Origin of the sequence: Mesorhizobium newzealandense, from assembly GCF_042682145.1 — a bacterium.
Taxonomy (GTDB): domain Bacteria; phylum Pseudomonadota; class Alphaproteobacteria; order Rhizobiales; family Rhizobiaceae; genus Mesorhizobium; species Mesorhizobium newzealandense.
Window position 1 is genome coordinate 22,726 of sequence record NZ_JBHUGZ010000020.1, and the last position, 14,922, is coordinate 37,647.

Sequence of the window (14,922 nt, forward strand, 5' to 3'; positions counted from 1 at the left end):
CGGATTTCCTGACTTACCCCAGCGTGCAGATGTCTTCGACGTCCAACTGGCAGGACGTTGTCGACGCGGTTCTGCCCTACTACCGGGCTCGATCAGGAACTGCCGGCCGAGTTCGCCTCGAAACTGGACGAGATCGCCGCCAGATACGCCAGGCCGGAAGATCGGATGATCGAGGCGATGCGGCTGGTTCAGGACACCATTCGCTATGTGAGCCTGTCGATGGGCCGCGGCTCCTACATCCCCCGCAGCCCCGATGTGGTGGTCAAGAGCGGTTTCGGCGACTGCAAGGACAAGGCCCTGCTTCTTGCCTCCAGCCTGCGGCGGCTGGGTATCCAGGCAGACCCGGCGCTGACAGACCTGGACGACGGATTTGCACTCGGCGACATTCTTCCAACAGTTCGCGCGTTTGACCACGTCATCGTCAAGGCCGTCATCGGCAGCCAGGCCTACTGGATCGATGCGACCAACTATCTCCAGGGCGGCAGGGCCGAGAACCTTGTTCCGCCCGACTATGGCTTTGCCTTGCCGATCGTCGCCGGCAACGCGCAGATGGAGAGAATTGAGCGCAAGGAACTTTTTCAGCCGACCACCTTCGTCAGCGAGGCTTTTGACTTTCCCAAACTCAAGGGCGAGCCGCTCAACCTGACGGTCAGTACGACCTATCGCGATGCGGATGCCGACAGCATGCGATACAGGTTGGTTTCGCAATCGGCCACAAAGCTCGCCGACGACTACCTACAGTACTACAACCGCCAGTATCCCGGGATGACAAGCTTGGCGACGTTGTCGACAAACGACGACCGCGATCGGAACGTCGTCACGATAGTCGAATCCTACGAGTTGCCGGCAGAGGCGCTCGATACCGATGATCTTGTCACGAACTTTCCGCTGAAGGCGGATGTTGGCATCAGCAATTTGCCGGCGCCGGATATGGTCGGCAGGATCGGTCCGGTCTGGCTCGGCAGCCCCATGTTCAAGCGTCATCAATGCATCGTCAGAAACCTGAAGGCACAATTTGTTGGGCCCGAGAAATCCGACGACGTGATTACGCCCTACGTCGCCTTCAAGGCGCGCTGGTCCAGTACGTCAACTGAATTTCAGGTCGACTGGTACCTCAAGACGATCGGCGATCGGGTTCCCGCCAAGAATATCGGCGCCTATCTCCGATCACGAAAGAAGATGAGTGACAATTCCGGCTGGAACTACAACTTCGCCTACGCCGAGCCCGAAGCAAACTGAGTCCCGCCGGAAATGCCTACTCCGCCGCGCCCCTGAAGGCGCTGGCGCCGGTATCGAACTGCAGCTTGGCCAGCCGCGCATAGATGCCGCCCTTGGCGACGAGGCTCTGATGCGTGCCTTCCTCGACGATGCTGCCGCCGTCCATGACCAGGATCCTGTCGGCCTTCAGCACCGTCGCCAGCCGGTGGGCGATGACGATGGTGGTACGGCCCTGCATCAGCCGCTCCAGCGCCACCTGCACCAGCGTCTCGCTTTCGGCGTCGAGCGCCGAGGTCGCCTCGTCGAGCAGCAGGATCGGGGCGTCGCGCAAGATGGCGCGAGCGATCGCCACCCGCTGGCGCTGGCCGCCGGACAGCGTCACGCCGCGCTCGCCGACCTGGCTGTCATAGCCTTTTTCCAGTCTCAGGATGAATTCGTCGGCCAGCGCATCCTTCGCCGCCGTCTCGATTTCGGCCTCGCTGGCGCCCGGCCGGCCAAAGCCGATATTGTCGCGGGCACTTGCCGCGAAGATGGTAACATCCTGCGGCACGATGGCGATGCGCTCGCGGACCGAGACGGGATCGGCCTCGCGCACGTCGACGCCGTCGATCAGGATCTTGCCAGTTTCGGGATCGTAGAAGCGCAGGATCAGCGAGAAGACCGTGCTCTTGCCGGCGCCTGACGGGCCAACGATCGCCACTGTCTCGCCGGGCGTGAGCTGAAAGCTCAAGCCATGCACGGCAGCGCGGTCGGGCCTGGCCGGGTAGGAGAAGGACACATCGTCGAAGACGATCGCGCCCTTGGCGACTGTTGGCAGGGGCTTCGGATGGGCCGGTGCCTGGATTGCCGGCTTCTCGGCCAGGATCTCGGTCAGCCGTTCGGCAGCACCCGCCGCCTGCGCAAGCTCGCCCCACACTTCCGACAGCGCGCCGAGCGCACCGGCGGCGAACACTGAATAGAGCAGGAACTGGCCGAGCGTGCCTGGCGATATCGAGCCTTCGAGCACGTCTCGCGAGCCGAACCACAGCACCGCCACGACGGACGAGAAGATCGTGAAAATGGCAAAGAAGGTGAGGAAGGAGCGCGCGAAGATCGAGGAGCGCGCCGCCTCGAAAGCGGCTTCCACCGCGGCGGAGAAATGCCCTGTGACCAGCTTCTCATTGGTGAAAGCCTGCAACGTGCGCACCGCGCCGATCTGCTCGCTGGCATAGGCGGTGGCATCGGCAAGTGTATCCTGCGCCTGCCGCGACTTGCGCCTCACCGAACGGCCGAAGGCGACCAGCGGCAGCACGATGACCGGGATGGCGGCGATCACCAGGCCGGACAGTTTCGGGCTGGTGACGACCATCATCCCCACCGCGCCGAGGCCAAGGATGACGTTGCGCAGTGCCACCGAGGCCGTCGCCCCGACCGCCGATTTGACCTGCGTCGTGTCGGCGGCGAGCCGCGATACGATCTCGCCCGACTGGGCGGTGTCGAAGAAGGAAGGCGACAGCGTCGTCACATGGGCAAAGACATCGCGGCGGATGTCGGCGACGACGCGCTCGCCGAGCGTGATGACGAAATAGTAGCGCCCGGCTGAGGCGGCCGCCAGCACGGCGGCCATCGCCACCAGGGCTGCGAAATACTCGGCGATGAAGGTGGTGCTGGCCGACGAGAAGCCGTGATCGATCATGCGCCGCACGGCCAGCGGTAGCGCCAGCGTCGTTGCCGCGGCGATGACGAGCGAAATGACGGCGCCGATGACCAGCGTGCGATAATGCGTGATGTACGGGAACAGGCGCCTGAGCGGCTTGAGCGAGCGCCGGCGCTCGTCTGCGCTGCTGGGTTGCGCCATTCCAGTGTTTCCTCTAGCCGCCTTTGGGCTATGCGCTTCAATATGCGCTTGCCGCGGCCTTGTGATTCAATTCCGGCTGATGTATAGGCTCGCCGACCGTTTTAGAAGCCGTGGCTCCTCAATAGCTGCGGCTTCGAGTTTTAAAAAGGGGCGCATCGACGCAGGCTTATGCCCGTCAGCAGCGCCGGCAAGCCAGGAACCGAACCATGAAGACCGACATCCATCCCGATTACCACACCATCAAGGTCGTCATGACCGACGGCACCGAATACATGACCCGTTCGACCTGGGGCAAGGAAGGCGATACGATGAACCTCGATATCGACCCGACCACCCACCCGGCCTGGACCGGCGGCCAGCAGACCCTGCTCGACCGCGGCGGCCGCCTGTCGAAGTTCAAGAAGCGTTTCGAAGGTTTCGGCCTCTAAGTCCGTCGACCTTTTCGCAGATCGGAAAACCCGCCCTTCGAGGCGGGTTTTTTGTTGACCTAACGGTAGGGACGAGTCGGTCAGGGAGAGTGATATGTCTATGCTCAACGACGAGCGATGGTCCGGTCTCAAGGGTGGATACAAGGTTGTCTATGATCCGCGACCGGCGTTGCGAGCGCTGGCCCTTCGCTATGATAACGAGACGGTCTGGGACGAACTCTTGAATGAATTGCATCATCAGGGAGATGTTGGAGAAGCATCTTACGCCGCAATCCCGGAAATCGTTCGAATCTCCGCAGAACACGCCCCGGCGAATTGGGGAGTCTACGGTCTGGCCGCGATAATCGAAGAAGCGCGATTGCTCGACGACCGAAACCCGCCGATCCCGGATTGGATCGAACCGCACTACAAAGCCGCGTGGCAGACGCTTTTCCAGTTGGCGCTGCGAGATCTGGAAAGTCAGACAGACGAAATGATCGTGACGTACGCATTCGCAGTTGTCGCGCTCCATCGCGGCATGTTCGGCTTGGCCCGGATGGCAATGTGCACGGAGGATGAGCGCGCGGAAATGCTCCGGGGTTACCTCGGCCGGTAGCTCGCTACTCGGCCAGCAATTCCCGCAGCGCCATGCGCTTGTAGGCGGCGACCAGCCTGTCGCCCTCCTGGCGCTCGACCGAGATCGCCAGCCGCATGGCGGCCTCGCCCATTTGCCAGACCAGAAATGCCGTCGTTTCCAGCGCCGCCGGATCGGCCGCCGGCCGTAGCCGCTTCAGCACCGCCGTGAGGAATTCGGCGTTGGCCCGGCTGTCGGCGAGTTCGAGCTGGCGCAGCGCCTTGTCGGCCTGCGTGCCCGACCAGATGTCGCGCATCACAGGCTCGTCCAGGAACAGCCGGTAATAGATATCGACCAGCTCCGAAAACGCCTGGCCCAGGCCTTCGGCGTCGCCGACGTCGGCGAGTGCCGCCGAAATGCAGGCCTGGCTCTCGGCGGTGTAGCGCTCGGCCAGCGCCCAGATGATCGCCCGCTTGTCCGGAAAGAACTGGTAGAGCGAGCCGATCGACACCCCTGCCCGCTCCGCTACCTCGCCCATGCGCATCGCGTCGCTGCCTTGCTCGGCGATCAGTGCCGAGGCAGCAGCCAGCATGCGCTCGACCCGCTCACGGCTGCGCTGCTGGCTCGGCGCCCGACGCGGCGAAGCAATCTGCTCCTGGGGCGAAACCGGCGCGGCGGTGTCTTCCATGGCCAACTCCAATGCCAACAAAATTGCTTGACTCGCAAAATACGAGGGTTTATCACGTTTTGCAAATGTGAGGATTACTCACGTTTGTAAAAGAGGAAAACGCCATGAACGATACTACAACGAAACCCATCCTGATCCTCGGTGGCACCGGCAAGACCGGCCGCCGCGTTGCCGAGCGATTGACGGCGCACGGCCTGCCGGTGCGGATCGGCTCGCGCTCCGGCACCCCGCGCTTCGACTGGGAAGTCCCCGCGACCTGGGGCCCGGCGTTGCAAGGCATCAGTGCCGTCTACATCAGCTACTATCCCGACCTGGCCGTGCCGGGTGCGGCCGAGGCGGTCGGCGCCTTCGCCAGGCTTGCCGTAGAAAACGGTGTCACCCGGCTGGTGCTGCTGTCCGGGCGCGGCGAGGCGGAAGCCCAACGTGCCGAAGAGATGCTGAAGGCCTCTGGTGCCGACTGGACGATCCTGCGCTGCGCCTGGTTCTCGCAGAACTTCAGCGAAGGCTTCCTCGTCGAGTCCTTGGCCGAGGGCGAGGTGGCGTTGCCGGTCGGCAATGTCGGCGAGCCGTTTGTCGATGCCGACGACATCGCCGACGCCGCCTTTGCCGTGCTGACTGAGCAAGGGCACATCGGCCAGCTCTATGAACTGACCGGCCCTCGGCTGCTGAGCTTCGCCGATGCGGTCGCCGAGATCGGCAAGGCCGCCGGGCGCGACATCCGCTTTGTCAGAATTTCGCATGATGAATTCACCGCCGCTGTCGCGGCGCACGAACTGCCGTCCGAGTTCGCCTGGCTGCTCAACGAGCTGTTCACCGAGGTGCTCGACGGCCGCAACGAGTCACTCACCAATGGCGTCCAGCGCGTGCTTGGCCGCCAGCCAAGAGACTTTTCCGCCTACGCAACGGCAACCGCCGCAACCGGCATCTGGAGCAACTGACATGATCCCGAAACTTCTCCCCACACTCGTCTTCCTCGCCGCGATCGGTTCGGGCGTCGTCGGCGGCGTGTTCTTTGCCTTTTCCAACTTCGTCATGCCGGCGCTCGCCCGACTGCCCATCCCTAGCGGCATCGCGGCGATGAATTCGATCAACATCACGGTGATCACCCCGACCTTCATGACAGCGCTTTTCGGTACCGGCCTGCTCTGTCTGGTGCTTATCGCCGCCGCCATCATGGGCTGGAGTCAGTCCGGCTCGTACTGGTTGCTTGCCGGCGCGGTGATCTACCTGATCGGCAACCCGATCGTGACCATGGTCTTCAACGTACCGCTCAACGATGCGCTCGCCGCCGTCGACCCGGCCAGCAGCAACGGCGCCGCCGTGTGGGCGAACCATCTGAGCCAATGGGTGATGTGGAACCACGTCCGCACCATCACCGCCATCGTGGCGATGGCCTGCTTCATTCTCTCATTGCTCTAAGCAACTCCAGGAAAAGTGTGTCGCCGTCCGGATTTGCGTCAAGACAAAGAGAGAAGCGTATCTGCGAAAAGCAAAAGGCCCCGCTCAGGCGGGGTCTTTTGATGTGTGGCCCTTGCGGTCGGAATGACCGAGATCGCGATCCGGATCGATGACGTCGCGGACCAGTTGCTTGAGCTTCGCCGCGTCCGGAAAGCCGCCGTCGCGCTTGCGCTCCCAGACCAGCACGTCGTTGCAGCTGATAGTAAAAATGCCGCCGGTGCCGGGCACCAGCGTGACTTCGCCGAGGTCCGTGCCGAAGGTCGACAACAATTCCTGCGCCATCCAGCCGGCGCGCAGCAGCCACTGGCACTGCGTGCAATAGGTGATGCGGACCTGCGGCAGCGTCTTGTCGCTCATGGCCGGCCGAGCTTCGCTCATGCCGCGCTGAGCTTGGCCATGGTCTCGTCGTCGACTTCGAAGTTGGCGTAGACGCTTTGAACGTCATCGTCATCCTCGAGCGTGGCGACCAGCTTCATAAGCGACTGTGCCCGATCCTCATCGACCGGAACGCTGTTCTGCGGCTTCCAGATCGGCTTCACCGATTCAGCTTCGCCGAGCGAGGCTTCCAGCGCTTTCGACACTTCGCCGAGATTTTCAAAGGCGCAATAGATCGTGTGGCCTTCCTCATCGGATTCCACGTCGTCGGCGCCGGCTTCGATCGCCGCATCCATCACCTTGTCGGCGCTGCCGGCGGATGCCGGATAATAGATCTCGCCGGCACGATCCCACATGAACGACACCGATCCGGTTTCGCCCATCGCCCCGCCGGCCTTGGTGAAGGCGGCGCGCACGTTCGAGGCCGAACGGTTGCGGTTGTCGGTCAGCGCTTCGACGATGACGGCGACGCCGCCGGGTCCATAGCCCTCATAGCGCACGGCTTCGTAGTTCTCGGCATCACCCATCGACGCCTTGTTGATGGCGCGCTGGATGTTGTCCTTCGGCATCGACACCGCCTTGGCGTTCTGCACGGCAAGGCGCAGGCGCGGGTTCATCGATGGATCGGGCGTCCCGCTCTTGGCCGCAACGGTGATTTCGCGCGCGAGCTTGGAAAACATTTTCGACCGCACCGCATCCTGGCGGCCCTTGCGGTGCATGATGTTCTTGAACTGTGAATGGCCAGCCATGGCACCCCTGTCGTCTCTTGGCTAGAGCAGCTTGCGGCCAGGTGCAATCACCTGGCGTTTTGCAAAATGCTCAAATTCAAAATTTCAGAACGTCCCTTGTGCGTCCGCATGGACGTACGGCGTTCTCTGTCGGAATGGCCGGCTTATAGATAAATCGGCTCAATTCGTCCAGCCGCGCCTTATAGGCGGCGCGGCGCTCGGGATCGCGGCTTTCCGAGGCTAGTGACCGCCGGACCCTGACTTCTTCCGTTTGCGGGCCAGCATGTTGAGACCTTCGACCAGCGCCGAAAAACCCATGGCGGCATAGATATAGCCTTTGGGCACGTGATAGCCCATGCCGTCGGCGATCAGCGTCATGCCGATCATCAGCAGGAAGCCCAGCGCCAGCATGACGATGGTCGGGTTCTTGGCGATGAAATTGGCAAGCGGCGCCGCCGCCAGCATCATCACGCTCACCGCCACGATGACGGCGATATACATGATGGCGATCTCGTCGGTCATGCCGACCGCGGTGATGATCGAATCGATCGAGAAGACGAGGTCGAGCAGCAGGATCTGGAAGATCGCGCCGGCGAGCGAAAGCTGCAACGTCTCGCCCATCATCGTGTCCTGATGATCGTCGAGATCGACCGTGTGGTGGATTTCCTTGGTCGCCTTCCAGACCAGGAACAGACCGCCGGCGATCAGGATCAGGTCGCGCCAGGAAAAACCGTGGCCGAAGGCGGTGAACACCGGCGTCGTCAGCTGGACGATGATCGAAATGGTGGCCAGCAGCACCAGACGCATGATCAGCGCCGCCGAGATGCCGAGGCGGCGGGCACGGGCGCGCTGGGCCTCCGGCAATTTGTTGGTCAGGATCGAGATGAAGATCAGATTGTCGATGCCGAGCACGATCTCCAGCACCACAAGCGTCAGCAGCGCGACCCAGGCGGTTGGATCGGACACGAAGTGAAAATGCGGCGCCAGGAATTCGATGAGCTGCATGGAGGTCGTCCCCTCTTGTAACGATCTGAAGCAGATGAAGCCGGCAGTTAGGTACTAAGCGCGTCTATATCAATGTCACAACCAGAAGGAGGGTGCGGTTTCCTCCAGCCGCGGGCCGCGACGAAACGGCGCGATCCTCTCGGTCAGCCCGGTGCGGTCGGAAATATCGACACCGACGCCGCACAATGTCGCCGGCCCGGTCGCGGCCTCGAAGCGCCCTTTCGGCACTTTCGACAGGAACCGGTTGAGCGGTTCCTCCTTGTCCATGCCGAGCGAGGAATCATAGTCGCCGCACATGCCGGCGTCGGAAATATAGCCGGTGCCGCCATTGAGAATCTGGTGATCGCCGGTCGGCTGGTGTGTATGGGTGCCGACGACGAGACTGGCGCGGCCATCGACGAAATGGGCGAAGCACATCTTTTCCGAGGTTGCCTCGGCGTGGAAGTCGATGATCACCGCATCCGCCTGCTCGCCGAGCGGACAGGCGGCCAGTTCGCGTTCGCCGGCCTGGAACGGATCGTCGAGTTCGGGATGCATGAACACCCGGCCCATGATGTTGGCGACCAGCACCCGCGCACCGCTCCTGGCGATATAGACGCCTGAACCGCGCCCGGGCGTGCCCTTGGGGAAATTGGAGGGTCGCAGAAAACGCTCTTCGCGCGGCGCGAACGCCAGCGCATCGCGCTGGTCCCAGACATGATTGCCGGTGGTCACGACATCGGCGCCGGCCGCGATCGTCTCGCGAAAAATCTCTTCGGTGATGCCGAAGCCGCCGGCGGCGTTCTCGCCATTGACGATGACGAAATCGAGTTTGAAATCGGAGATCAGCCCCGGCAGTTGTTCCCACACCGCCGTGCGTCCCGTTTTTCCGACCATGTCGCCGAGGAAGAGAAGTCTCATATCCACTTCTATCCAGAGCCATGGACGATAGGCAAGCGCTACCGCGATTGGTCCTGACGCCAGCCGCAAGTGACGCGCTGCCGTTGGAGCGGCTTTGTTCTCGCGCCCGCAGCGCGAACGGGCGATGGCATCATGGGCGACGTGGACGCGCGTGCCATCCGCGTAGCCAGAAGAACCAGACGTAGAAGGCAGTGAAGCCACCGGTACCGACAATGATCAACAGGGCGACGAGCCAGCCCTTCATTGCGGCGGTATCGAGGTTCGATGGATCGGCGGGGTCGTAGTACAATTCCACCTTGTCGCCTATGGACGCCGCATAAAGACCAATGATTTTTCCCTTTCCGGACCAGGTCATCGGCGCGTCGTCAACCACATAGGTGACGGCGACATTGATGCCATCTATCGTTAGGCCGTTTTTTTTCGTTTCAGTGTAGGGATCGACATCCGTCACGGTGGCGACCGTCTGATACCAGGCGGCTTTGTGATACAGAGTGGTTCCGGTGATGTGCAATCCCATCGCAAACAGCACTACCGCGATCAGGGCAAACGGCATCAGGATGAAACGCATTAAGACCATAGCTATTGCTGCCATCGAATCGGATTGTATTGCAGAAGTACTATCCGATATGTCTTAGAAACGCGTTATGCAGATCATCATATATCGAACCGGCGCAACCCGCTCTCGGTGAGTATTTCCGCAATGACAACGTCATGGTTTTCGTCCGGCACCTGGGCCACCTCCTGGCAGTCGAAGGCGATGCCGATCAGCCGTGGCGTCAGTCCCTTTTCGACCAGCTTGGCGATCGCGCGGTCGTAATAGCCGGCGCCATAGCCGATGCGGTGGCCGCGCGCGTCGAAGGCGGCAAGCGGCACCAGCATCACCGAAGGGTCTAGCACTTCGGCTTCTTCATGCGGGCCGACAGTGCCGAAGCCCATCTCGACCATCGGCGCGCCGCGCACCAGTTCGCGAAAGACGATGGTGGTCTTGTCGAGAATGGCCGGCAGGCAAAGCCTTGCCCCTTGCTCGCGCAAGGCAAACATCAGAGGCCGCACGTCGACCTCCGAGCGCATCGGCCAGAAACCGGAGACGATCTGGCCCGGTTCGACCGCGAGGTGATCGCGCGCCGTCTCGGCCATTTCGAGCGCCGCCTCCACCCGCCAGAACGCATCCAGCGCATCGCGGCGGCCGAGTGCTTCCTTGCGGAGGTGTTTTTTCAGTTCTTTTGGAGAGGTCATGGAGCCAGGGTAGAAAAGGTCGGATTTGAACGGAGGGGCAGGAACGACGTTTTCTACCGCATGATCCACCGAAATGTCAGTGGATGCTTGGCCTTGAGCGACGATCCACACAACCGGTGGAGAGAGCGATCCCGGGAACCTACAAAGTAGGTGGGCGCCGTATGAGAAAACCCACGGGTCTTCCCAGGGACAGCTCCCTAAGGATCGTTAAGGCCCCGGGGAAAATGTTCTCCTGCCGGGAAGCACAGACCGTCCCACCCAATATAGGCTGCTGGTCGACCAAGCGCCAGTGAGACTGGCATTCTTTCCGTGTCGGGTTCACGGCCTCCCCGCTGCCAACAGCCACCCTTGCACAGGCAGGGCAGCGTCCTTACGGTCGCCATGACCAACCAGGGAGCAAAAATGCGTTTCGAAGGCACGGCGGCCTATGTCGCCGACAAGGATTTGATGGTGGCGGTCAACGCGGCGATCGCGCTCGAGCGGCCCTTGCTGGTCAAGGGCGAGCCCGGTACCGGCAAGACCGAACTCGCCAGGCAGGTGGCCGCCGCACTCGGCCTCGACCTCATCGAATGGCACGTCAAGTCGACGACAAGGGCGCAGCAGGGCCTCTACGAATATGATGCGGTGTCGCGGCTGCGCGACAGCCAGCTCGGCGATATCAGGTTCAACGATATCAGGAACTACATCAAGCGCGGCAAGCTTTGGGAGGCATTCGCGGCCGGCAAGAAGGTCGTGCTTCTGATCGACGAGATCGACAAGGCCGACATCGAGTTCCCCAACGACCTGCTGCAGGAACTCGATCGGATGGAGTTCTTCGTCTACGAGACCGGCGAGACCATCCGCGCCGCGGTCAGGCCGATCGTCATCATCACCTCCAACAACGAGAAGGAGCTGCCGGACGCGTTCCTGCGCCGCTGCTTCTTCCATTACATCCGCTTTCCCGATGTCGAGACACTGCACAGAATTGTCGACGTGCACTATCCCGGCATCAAACAGAATTTGGTGCGGGCGGCGCTGACCCAGTTCTACGAAATCCGCGAGGTGCCGGGGCTGAAGAAGAAACCCTCGACCTCCGAGGCGCTCGACTGGATAAGGCTGTTGGTCGCCGACGACATCGCGCCGGAAGACCTGCGCGCCGACCCGAAGAACGCCCTGCCCAAGCTGCATGGTGCGTTGCTGAAGAACGAGCAGGATGTACACCTGTTCGAGCGGCTGGCCTTCATGGCGAGGCGGCAGGGTTAGCGCTTTCCCCGGCTGTGGACCGTTGCGGCCAGCCGAACAGGCAGGCAGCTTCGGCCAGAACCCTTCGGAGGAGACAAAATGACCGAGATCACCGTCCGCCCGCTGGCGCAGTCCGACCATGCCGACTGGCAGCGGCTGTGGACCGCTTATCTGACCTTCTACGAAACCAGGCTGCCGGAGGAGGTCTACGCCGTCACCTGGAAGCGGCTGTTCACGGCGGGTGAGTTCGAGCCGAAGGGTTTTATCGCCACGCTCGATGGCAAGGCGGTCGGCCTCACCCATTATCTATATCACCGCTCCTGCTGGGCGGAGCAGAACAACTGCTACCTGCAGGACCTGTTCGCCGACCCGGAGGTGCGCGGCAAGGGCATCGGTGCGGCGCTGATCGAGGCGGTGAAACAGGAAGCCGCTGGGATCGGCGTCAAGAACGTCTACTGGATGACGCACGAGACCAACGCCACGGCACGCAAGCTCTACGATTATGTCGCGCGCAGGACCGGCTTCATCGAGTATGATCTGCTGTAGATAGACAATGTTCATCCCCTTCTTCCTCGAACTGAAGGCAGCGCGCGTGCCCGTTTCGCTGCGGGAATATCTGTCGCTGCTGGAGGGGCTGGAAGCCGGGCTGGTTGACTACGACGTCGAGGGTTTTTACTACCTCGCCCGCACCGCACTGGTGAAGGACGAACGCCACATCGACCGCTTCGACCAGGTGTTTGCCCATGTCTTCAAGGGCGTCGAAGCGCTCAGCGGACCGGATGCCGTGGACGTCGCGAACCTCCCGGAAGAATGGCTGCGCCGCCTCGCCGAGAAGCACCTGACCGAAGAAGAGAAAAAACTGGTCGAGGCACTCGGCGGCTTCGAAAAGCTGATGGAGACGCTGCAGCAACGGCTCGAGGAGCAGAAAGGCCGCCACCAGGGCGGCTCGAAATGGATCGGCACCGGCGGCACCTCGCCATTCGGCGCCTATGGCTACAATCCCGAAGGCGTGCGCATCGGCCAGCACGAAGGCCGCAACCGCCGTGCCGTAAAAGTCTGGGACAGACGCGAGTTCAGGAATTTCGACGATGCCGTCGAACTCGGCACGCGCAACATCAAGATCGCGCTCAAGCGCCTGCGCCGCTGGGTGCGCGAAGGCGTCGAGGAGGAATTCGACCTGCCCGGCACCATCCATGCGACCGCCGAGCATGGCTATCTCGACGTGCGGACGCGGCCGGAACGCCGCAATGCGGTAAAGCTCTTGATGTTCTTCGATGTCGGCGGCTCGATGGACGACCACATCAAAAGCGTCGAGGAGCTGTTTTCGGCCGCCCGCGCCGAATTTCGCCAGCTCGAATATTTCTATTTCCACAACTGCCTCTATGAGGGCGTGTGGAAGGACAATCGCCGCCGTCACGCCGAGACGATCCCGACCTTCGACCTGCTCCACAAATACGGGCCGGACTACAAGGTGATCATCGTCGGCGACGCCTCTATGAGCCCTTACGAGATCGCCCACCCCGGCGGCTCGGTCGAACACTGGAATCCGGAGGCCGGGACGGTCTGGCTCGGCCGCCTGCTGCAGCAATGGCCAAACGCGGTATGGCTGAACCCCGAGAACCAGAAGAACTGGGGCTATACCCATTCGATTGCCATGATCCGCGACATCTTCGGTGGCCGCATGTTCCCGCTGACGCTGGCCGGGCTCGAAGGCGCGACGAAGCAGCTTTCAAGGAAGCATTGAATAGCCCCCGACAGGAAACCCGATGACCTGCTTTCTCTGCCTGCAATGCGGCGTCCAGTTCGCAGCAACACAGGAACCACCGGACCGCTGCCCGATCTGCGAAGACGAGCGGCAATTTGTGCGCTGGGAAGGCCAGGCCTGGATCACCTCGCAGGAGCTCGCTGACGGACACCGGCTCATGGTCAAGGACGACGCCGGTGTTCTCGCTTTCGGCATCGAACCGCGCTTCGCCATCGGCCAGCGCGCGCTGCTGGCGCAGACGCCGCACGGCAATGTGCTGTGGGACTGCATCTCGATGGTCAGCGACGAGGCAGTGGCCGAAATCAACCGTCTCGGCGGCCTGACAGCGATTGCCATCTCGCACTGCCACTTCTACTCGGCGATGGTCGAATGGAGCGAGGCGTTTGGCGGCGTGCCGATCTATCTCCACGCCGACGACCGCCAATGGATCCTACGACCGCACAAGGCGATCATCAGTTGGGAGGGCGAGACGTGCGCGATAAACCCGTCGCTGACACTCATCCGCTGCGGTGGCCATTTTGCCGGCAGCCAGGTGCTGCACTGGAAGCGCGATGGCGGCAACGCCATCCTGACCGGCGATACGGTGCAGGTGACGCCGACGCGTCGCCATGTCAGCTTCATGTACAGCTACCCGAACCAGATTCCGCTCAACGCGGCAGCCGTTCGCCGCATTGCGGCGGCACTGGAGCCGTTCCAGTTCGACCGTATCCACGGCGCATGGTGGAACCAGAATGTCATTGGCGATGCAAAAGCGGCATTCGACACATCGGTCGCCCGCTATCTCAGGGCCATCGCATGAAGGCACGATCGAAAATGCGGGCAAATCCTGTAACAAATGCCTATCTTGGTGCGAATATGAGGCTGCAATCAACAACGAGCCGGCAAGGCTGAGGAGATCAAATGGACACCCACACCTACCCTGTCACCCGTACCGACGCCGAATGGCGCGCCCGGCTGACGCCGGAGCAGTACGCCGTCATGCGCGGCCACGGCACCGAGCGGCCGGGAAGCTGCGCTTTGCTCTACGAGAAGCGCGCCGGCACATTTTCCTGCGTCGGCTGCGACCAACCTTTGTTCGAATCCAAGCTGAAGTTCGAGAGCGGCACCGGCTGGCCGAGCTTCAACGACCCGGTGCCCGGCTCGGTCGAGAACACCGTCGATCGCAGCTACGGCATGGTTCGCACCGAATGTCATTGCGCCCGCTGCGGCAGCCATCTCGGCCATGTCTTCGAGGACGGCCCGCCGCCGACTGGCCTGCGCTACTGCATCAACGGCGTCGCGTTGAAATTCGAGCCGGCGGCTTAAGCCCAACACGATCGCTGGATGCACGGAAAGGGCGGCTGCGGCTGCCCTTTTTTTGTTGCGCGGCAGGAAGCCCGGCGAACGCGACAGGCGCCATGTCCGCACTGTCAGACCACAACCACCAGGATCAGCCACAATGTGGCGCCAAGCGTCATCAATGAGGCCTTGGCGCCCTTGGCCTTTTCCGTGGTTCGCCATACGGCAAAGG

Annotated in this window: 18 protein-coding genes and 1 other RNA gene; 10 read left to right on the forward strand and 9 right to left on the reverse strand. The window is 62.2% G+C overall.

Features of this window, described 5'->3' with window-relative positions:
• Positions 1-165 precede the first annotated feature (165 nt).
• Positions 166-1,239: a hypothetical protein gene (locus tag ACFSOZ_RS29595; RefSeq protein ID WP_379103941.1), complete on the forward strand. Its 1,074-nt coding sequence runs from the start codon at positions 166-168 to the stop codon at positions 1,237-1,239.
• A gap of 16 nt (positions 1,240-1,255) precedes the next feature.
• Here the strand turns inward: ACFSOZ_RS29595 and ACFSOZ_RS29600 are convergent, their stop codons facing one another.
• Entirely contained in the window at positions 1,256-3,055 is a 1,800-nt protein-coding gene (locus ACFSOZ_RS29600) for an ABC transporter transmembrane domain-containing protein (protein ID WP_379103907.1), read from the reverse strand.
• Between the two features lie 206 nt (positions 3,056-3,261).
• Here ACFSOZ_RS29600 and rpmE point away from each other — a divergent pair, with 206 nt between their 5' ends.
• Complete coding sequence (gene rpmE, locus ACFSOZ_RS29605; RefSeq protein ID WP_006327661.1) at positions 3,262-3,483, forward strand: 50S ribosomal protein L31; 222 nt, start codon at positions 3,262-3,264, stop codon at positions 3,481-3,483.
• A 94-nt stretch (positions 3,484-3,577) separates the two neighbouring features.
• Positions 3,578-4,078: a hypothetical protein gene (locus ACFSOZ_RS29610; protein ID WP_379103910.1), complete on the forward strand. Its 501-nt coding sequence runs from the start codon at positions 3,578-3,580 to the stop codon at positions 4,076-4,078.
• A 4-nt stretch (positions 4,079-4,082) separates the two neighbouring features.
• Here ACFSOZ_RS29610 and ACFSOZ_RS29615 read toward each other — a convergent pair whose 3' ends face one another.
• A complete protein-coding gene (locus tag ACFSOZ_RS29615) occupies positions 4,083-4,724 on the reverse strand; it encodes a TetR family transcriptional regulator (RefSeq protein ID WP_379103912.1) in 642 nt (213 codons plus the stop codon).
• Between the two features lie 104 nt (positions 4,725-4,828).
• Here ACFSOZ_RS29615 and ACFSOZ_RS29620 point away from each other — a divergent pair, with 104 nt between their 5' ends.
• Both ACFSOZ_RS29620 and ACFSOZ_RS29625 read left to right on the forward strand, forming a co-directional pair.
• The gene (locus tag ACFSOZ_RS29620; RefSeq protein ID WP_379103915.1) at positions 4,829-5,662 is read left to right on the forward strand and encodes an NAD(P)H-binding protein; all 834 of its coding nucleotides are present in this window, start codon (positions 4,829-4,831) and stop codon (positions 5,660-5,662) included.
• Between the two features lies 1 nt (position 5,663).
• The gene (locus ACFSOZ_RS29625) at positions 5,664-6,143 is read left to right on the forward strand and encodes an anthrone oxygenase family protein (RefSeq protein WP_379103917.1); all 480 of its coding nucleotides are present in this window, start codon (positions 5,664-5,666) and stop codon (positions 6,141-6,143) included.
• Between the two features lie 84 nt (positions 6,144-6,227).
• Here ACFSOZ_RS29625 and ACFSOZ_RS29630 read toward each other — a convergent pair whose 3' ends face one another.
• The 7 genes from ACFSOZ_RS29630 to ssrS all read right to left on the reverse strand — a co-directional run bounded on the left by ACFSOZ_RS29630 (position 6,228) and on the right by ssrS (position 10,680).
• Positions 6,228-6,539: an Rdx family protein gene (locus tag ACFSOZ_RS29630; protein WP_379103919.1), complete on the reverse strand. Its 312-nt coding sequence runs from the start codon at positions 6,537-6,539 to the stop codon at positions 6,228-6,230.
• Between the two features lie 17 nt (positions 6,540-6,556).
• Entirely contained in the window at positions 6,557-7,306 is a 750-nt protein-coding gene (locus ACFSOZ_RS29635) for a YebC/PmpR family DNA-binding transcriptional regulator (protein WP_184872386.1), read from the reverse strand.
• A gap of 219 nt (positions 7,307-7,525) precedes the next feature.
• Positions 7,526-8,290, reverse strand: a complete 765-nt coding sequence (locus ACFSOZ_RS29640; RefSeq protein ID WP_379103921.1) for a TerC family protein — start codon at positions 8,288-8,290, stop codon at positions 7,526-7,528.
• 75 nt (positions 8,291-8,365) lie between these two features.
• Positions 8,366-9,190, reverse strand: a complete 825-nt coding sequence (locus tag ACFSOZ_RS29645; RefSeq protein ID WP_379103923.1) for a TIGR00282 family metallophosphoesterase — start codon at positions 9,188-9,190, stop codon at positions 8,366-8,368.
• Between the two features lie 130 nt (positions 9,191-9,320).
• Positions 9,321-9,758, reverse strand: coding sequence for a DUF3592 domain-containing protein (locus tag ACFSOZ_RS29650; RefSeq protein ID WP_379103925.1), 438 nt, complete (start codon positions 9,756-9,758; stop codon positions 9,321-9,323).
• A gap of 86 nt (positions 9,759-9,844) precedes the next feature.
• The gene (locus tag ACFSOZ_RS29655; protein WP_379103927.1) at positions 9,845-10,426 is read right to left on the reverse strand and encodes a 5-formyltetrahydrofolate cyclo-ligase; all 582 of its coding nucleotides are present in this window, start codon (positions 10,424-10,426) and stop codon (positions 9,845-9,847) included.
• A 98-nt stretch (positions 10,427-10,524) separates the two neighbouring features.
• Positions 10,525-10,680, reverse strand: a non-coding RNA gene (gene ssrS, locus ACFSOZ_RS29660) — 6S RNA.
• A gap of 148 nt (positions 10,681-10,828) precedes the next feature.
• Here ssrS and ACFSOZ_RS29665 point away from each other — a divergent pair.
• The 5 genes from ACFSOZ_RS29665 (at position 10,829) to msrB (ending at position 14,717) form a co-directional block, all read left to right on the forward strand.
• Positions 10,829-11,668, forward strand: coding sequence for an AAA family ATPase (locus tag ACFSOZ_RS29665; RefSeq protein ID WP_379103929.1), 840 nt, complete (start codon positions 10,829-10,831; stop codon positions 11,666-11,668).
• Between the two features lie 78 nt (positions 11,669-11,746).
• Positions 11,747-12,193: a GNAT family N-acetyltransferase gene (locus tag ACFSOZ_RS29670; RefSeq protein WP_379103931.1), complete on the forward strand. Its 447-nt coding sequence runs from the start codon at positions 11,747-11,749 to the stop codon at positions 12,191-12,193.
• A gap of 7 nt (positions 12,194-12,200) precedes the next feature.
• Positions 12,201-13,391, forward strand: coding sequence for a vWA domain-containing protein (locus tag ACFSOZ_RS29675; RefSeq protein ID WP_379103933.1), 1,191 nt, complete (start codon positions 12,201-12,203; stop codon positions 13,389-13,391).
• A 22-nt stretch (positions 13,392-13,413) separates the two neighbouring features.
• Positions 13,414-14,211 carry an MBL fold metallo-hydrolase gene (locus tag ACFSOZ_RS29680; RefSeq protein ID WP_379103935.1) on the forward strand — a complete coding sequence of 266 codons (798 nt, stop codon included), beginning with the start codon at positions 13,414-13,416 and terminating at the stop codon, positions 14,209-14,211.
• Between the two features lie 101 nt (positions 14,212-14,312).
• Complete coding sequence (gene msrB, locus ACFSOZ_RS29685; protein ID WP_013529102.1) at positions 14,313-14,717, forward strand: peptide-methionine (R)-S-oxide reductase MsrB; 405 nt, start codon at positions 14,313-14,315, stop codon at positions 14,715-14,717.
• Positions 14,718-14,922 lie beyond the last annotated feature (205 nt).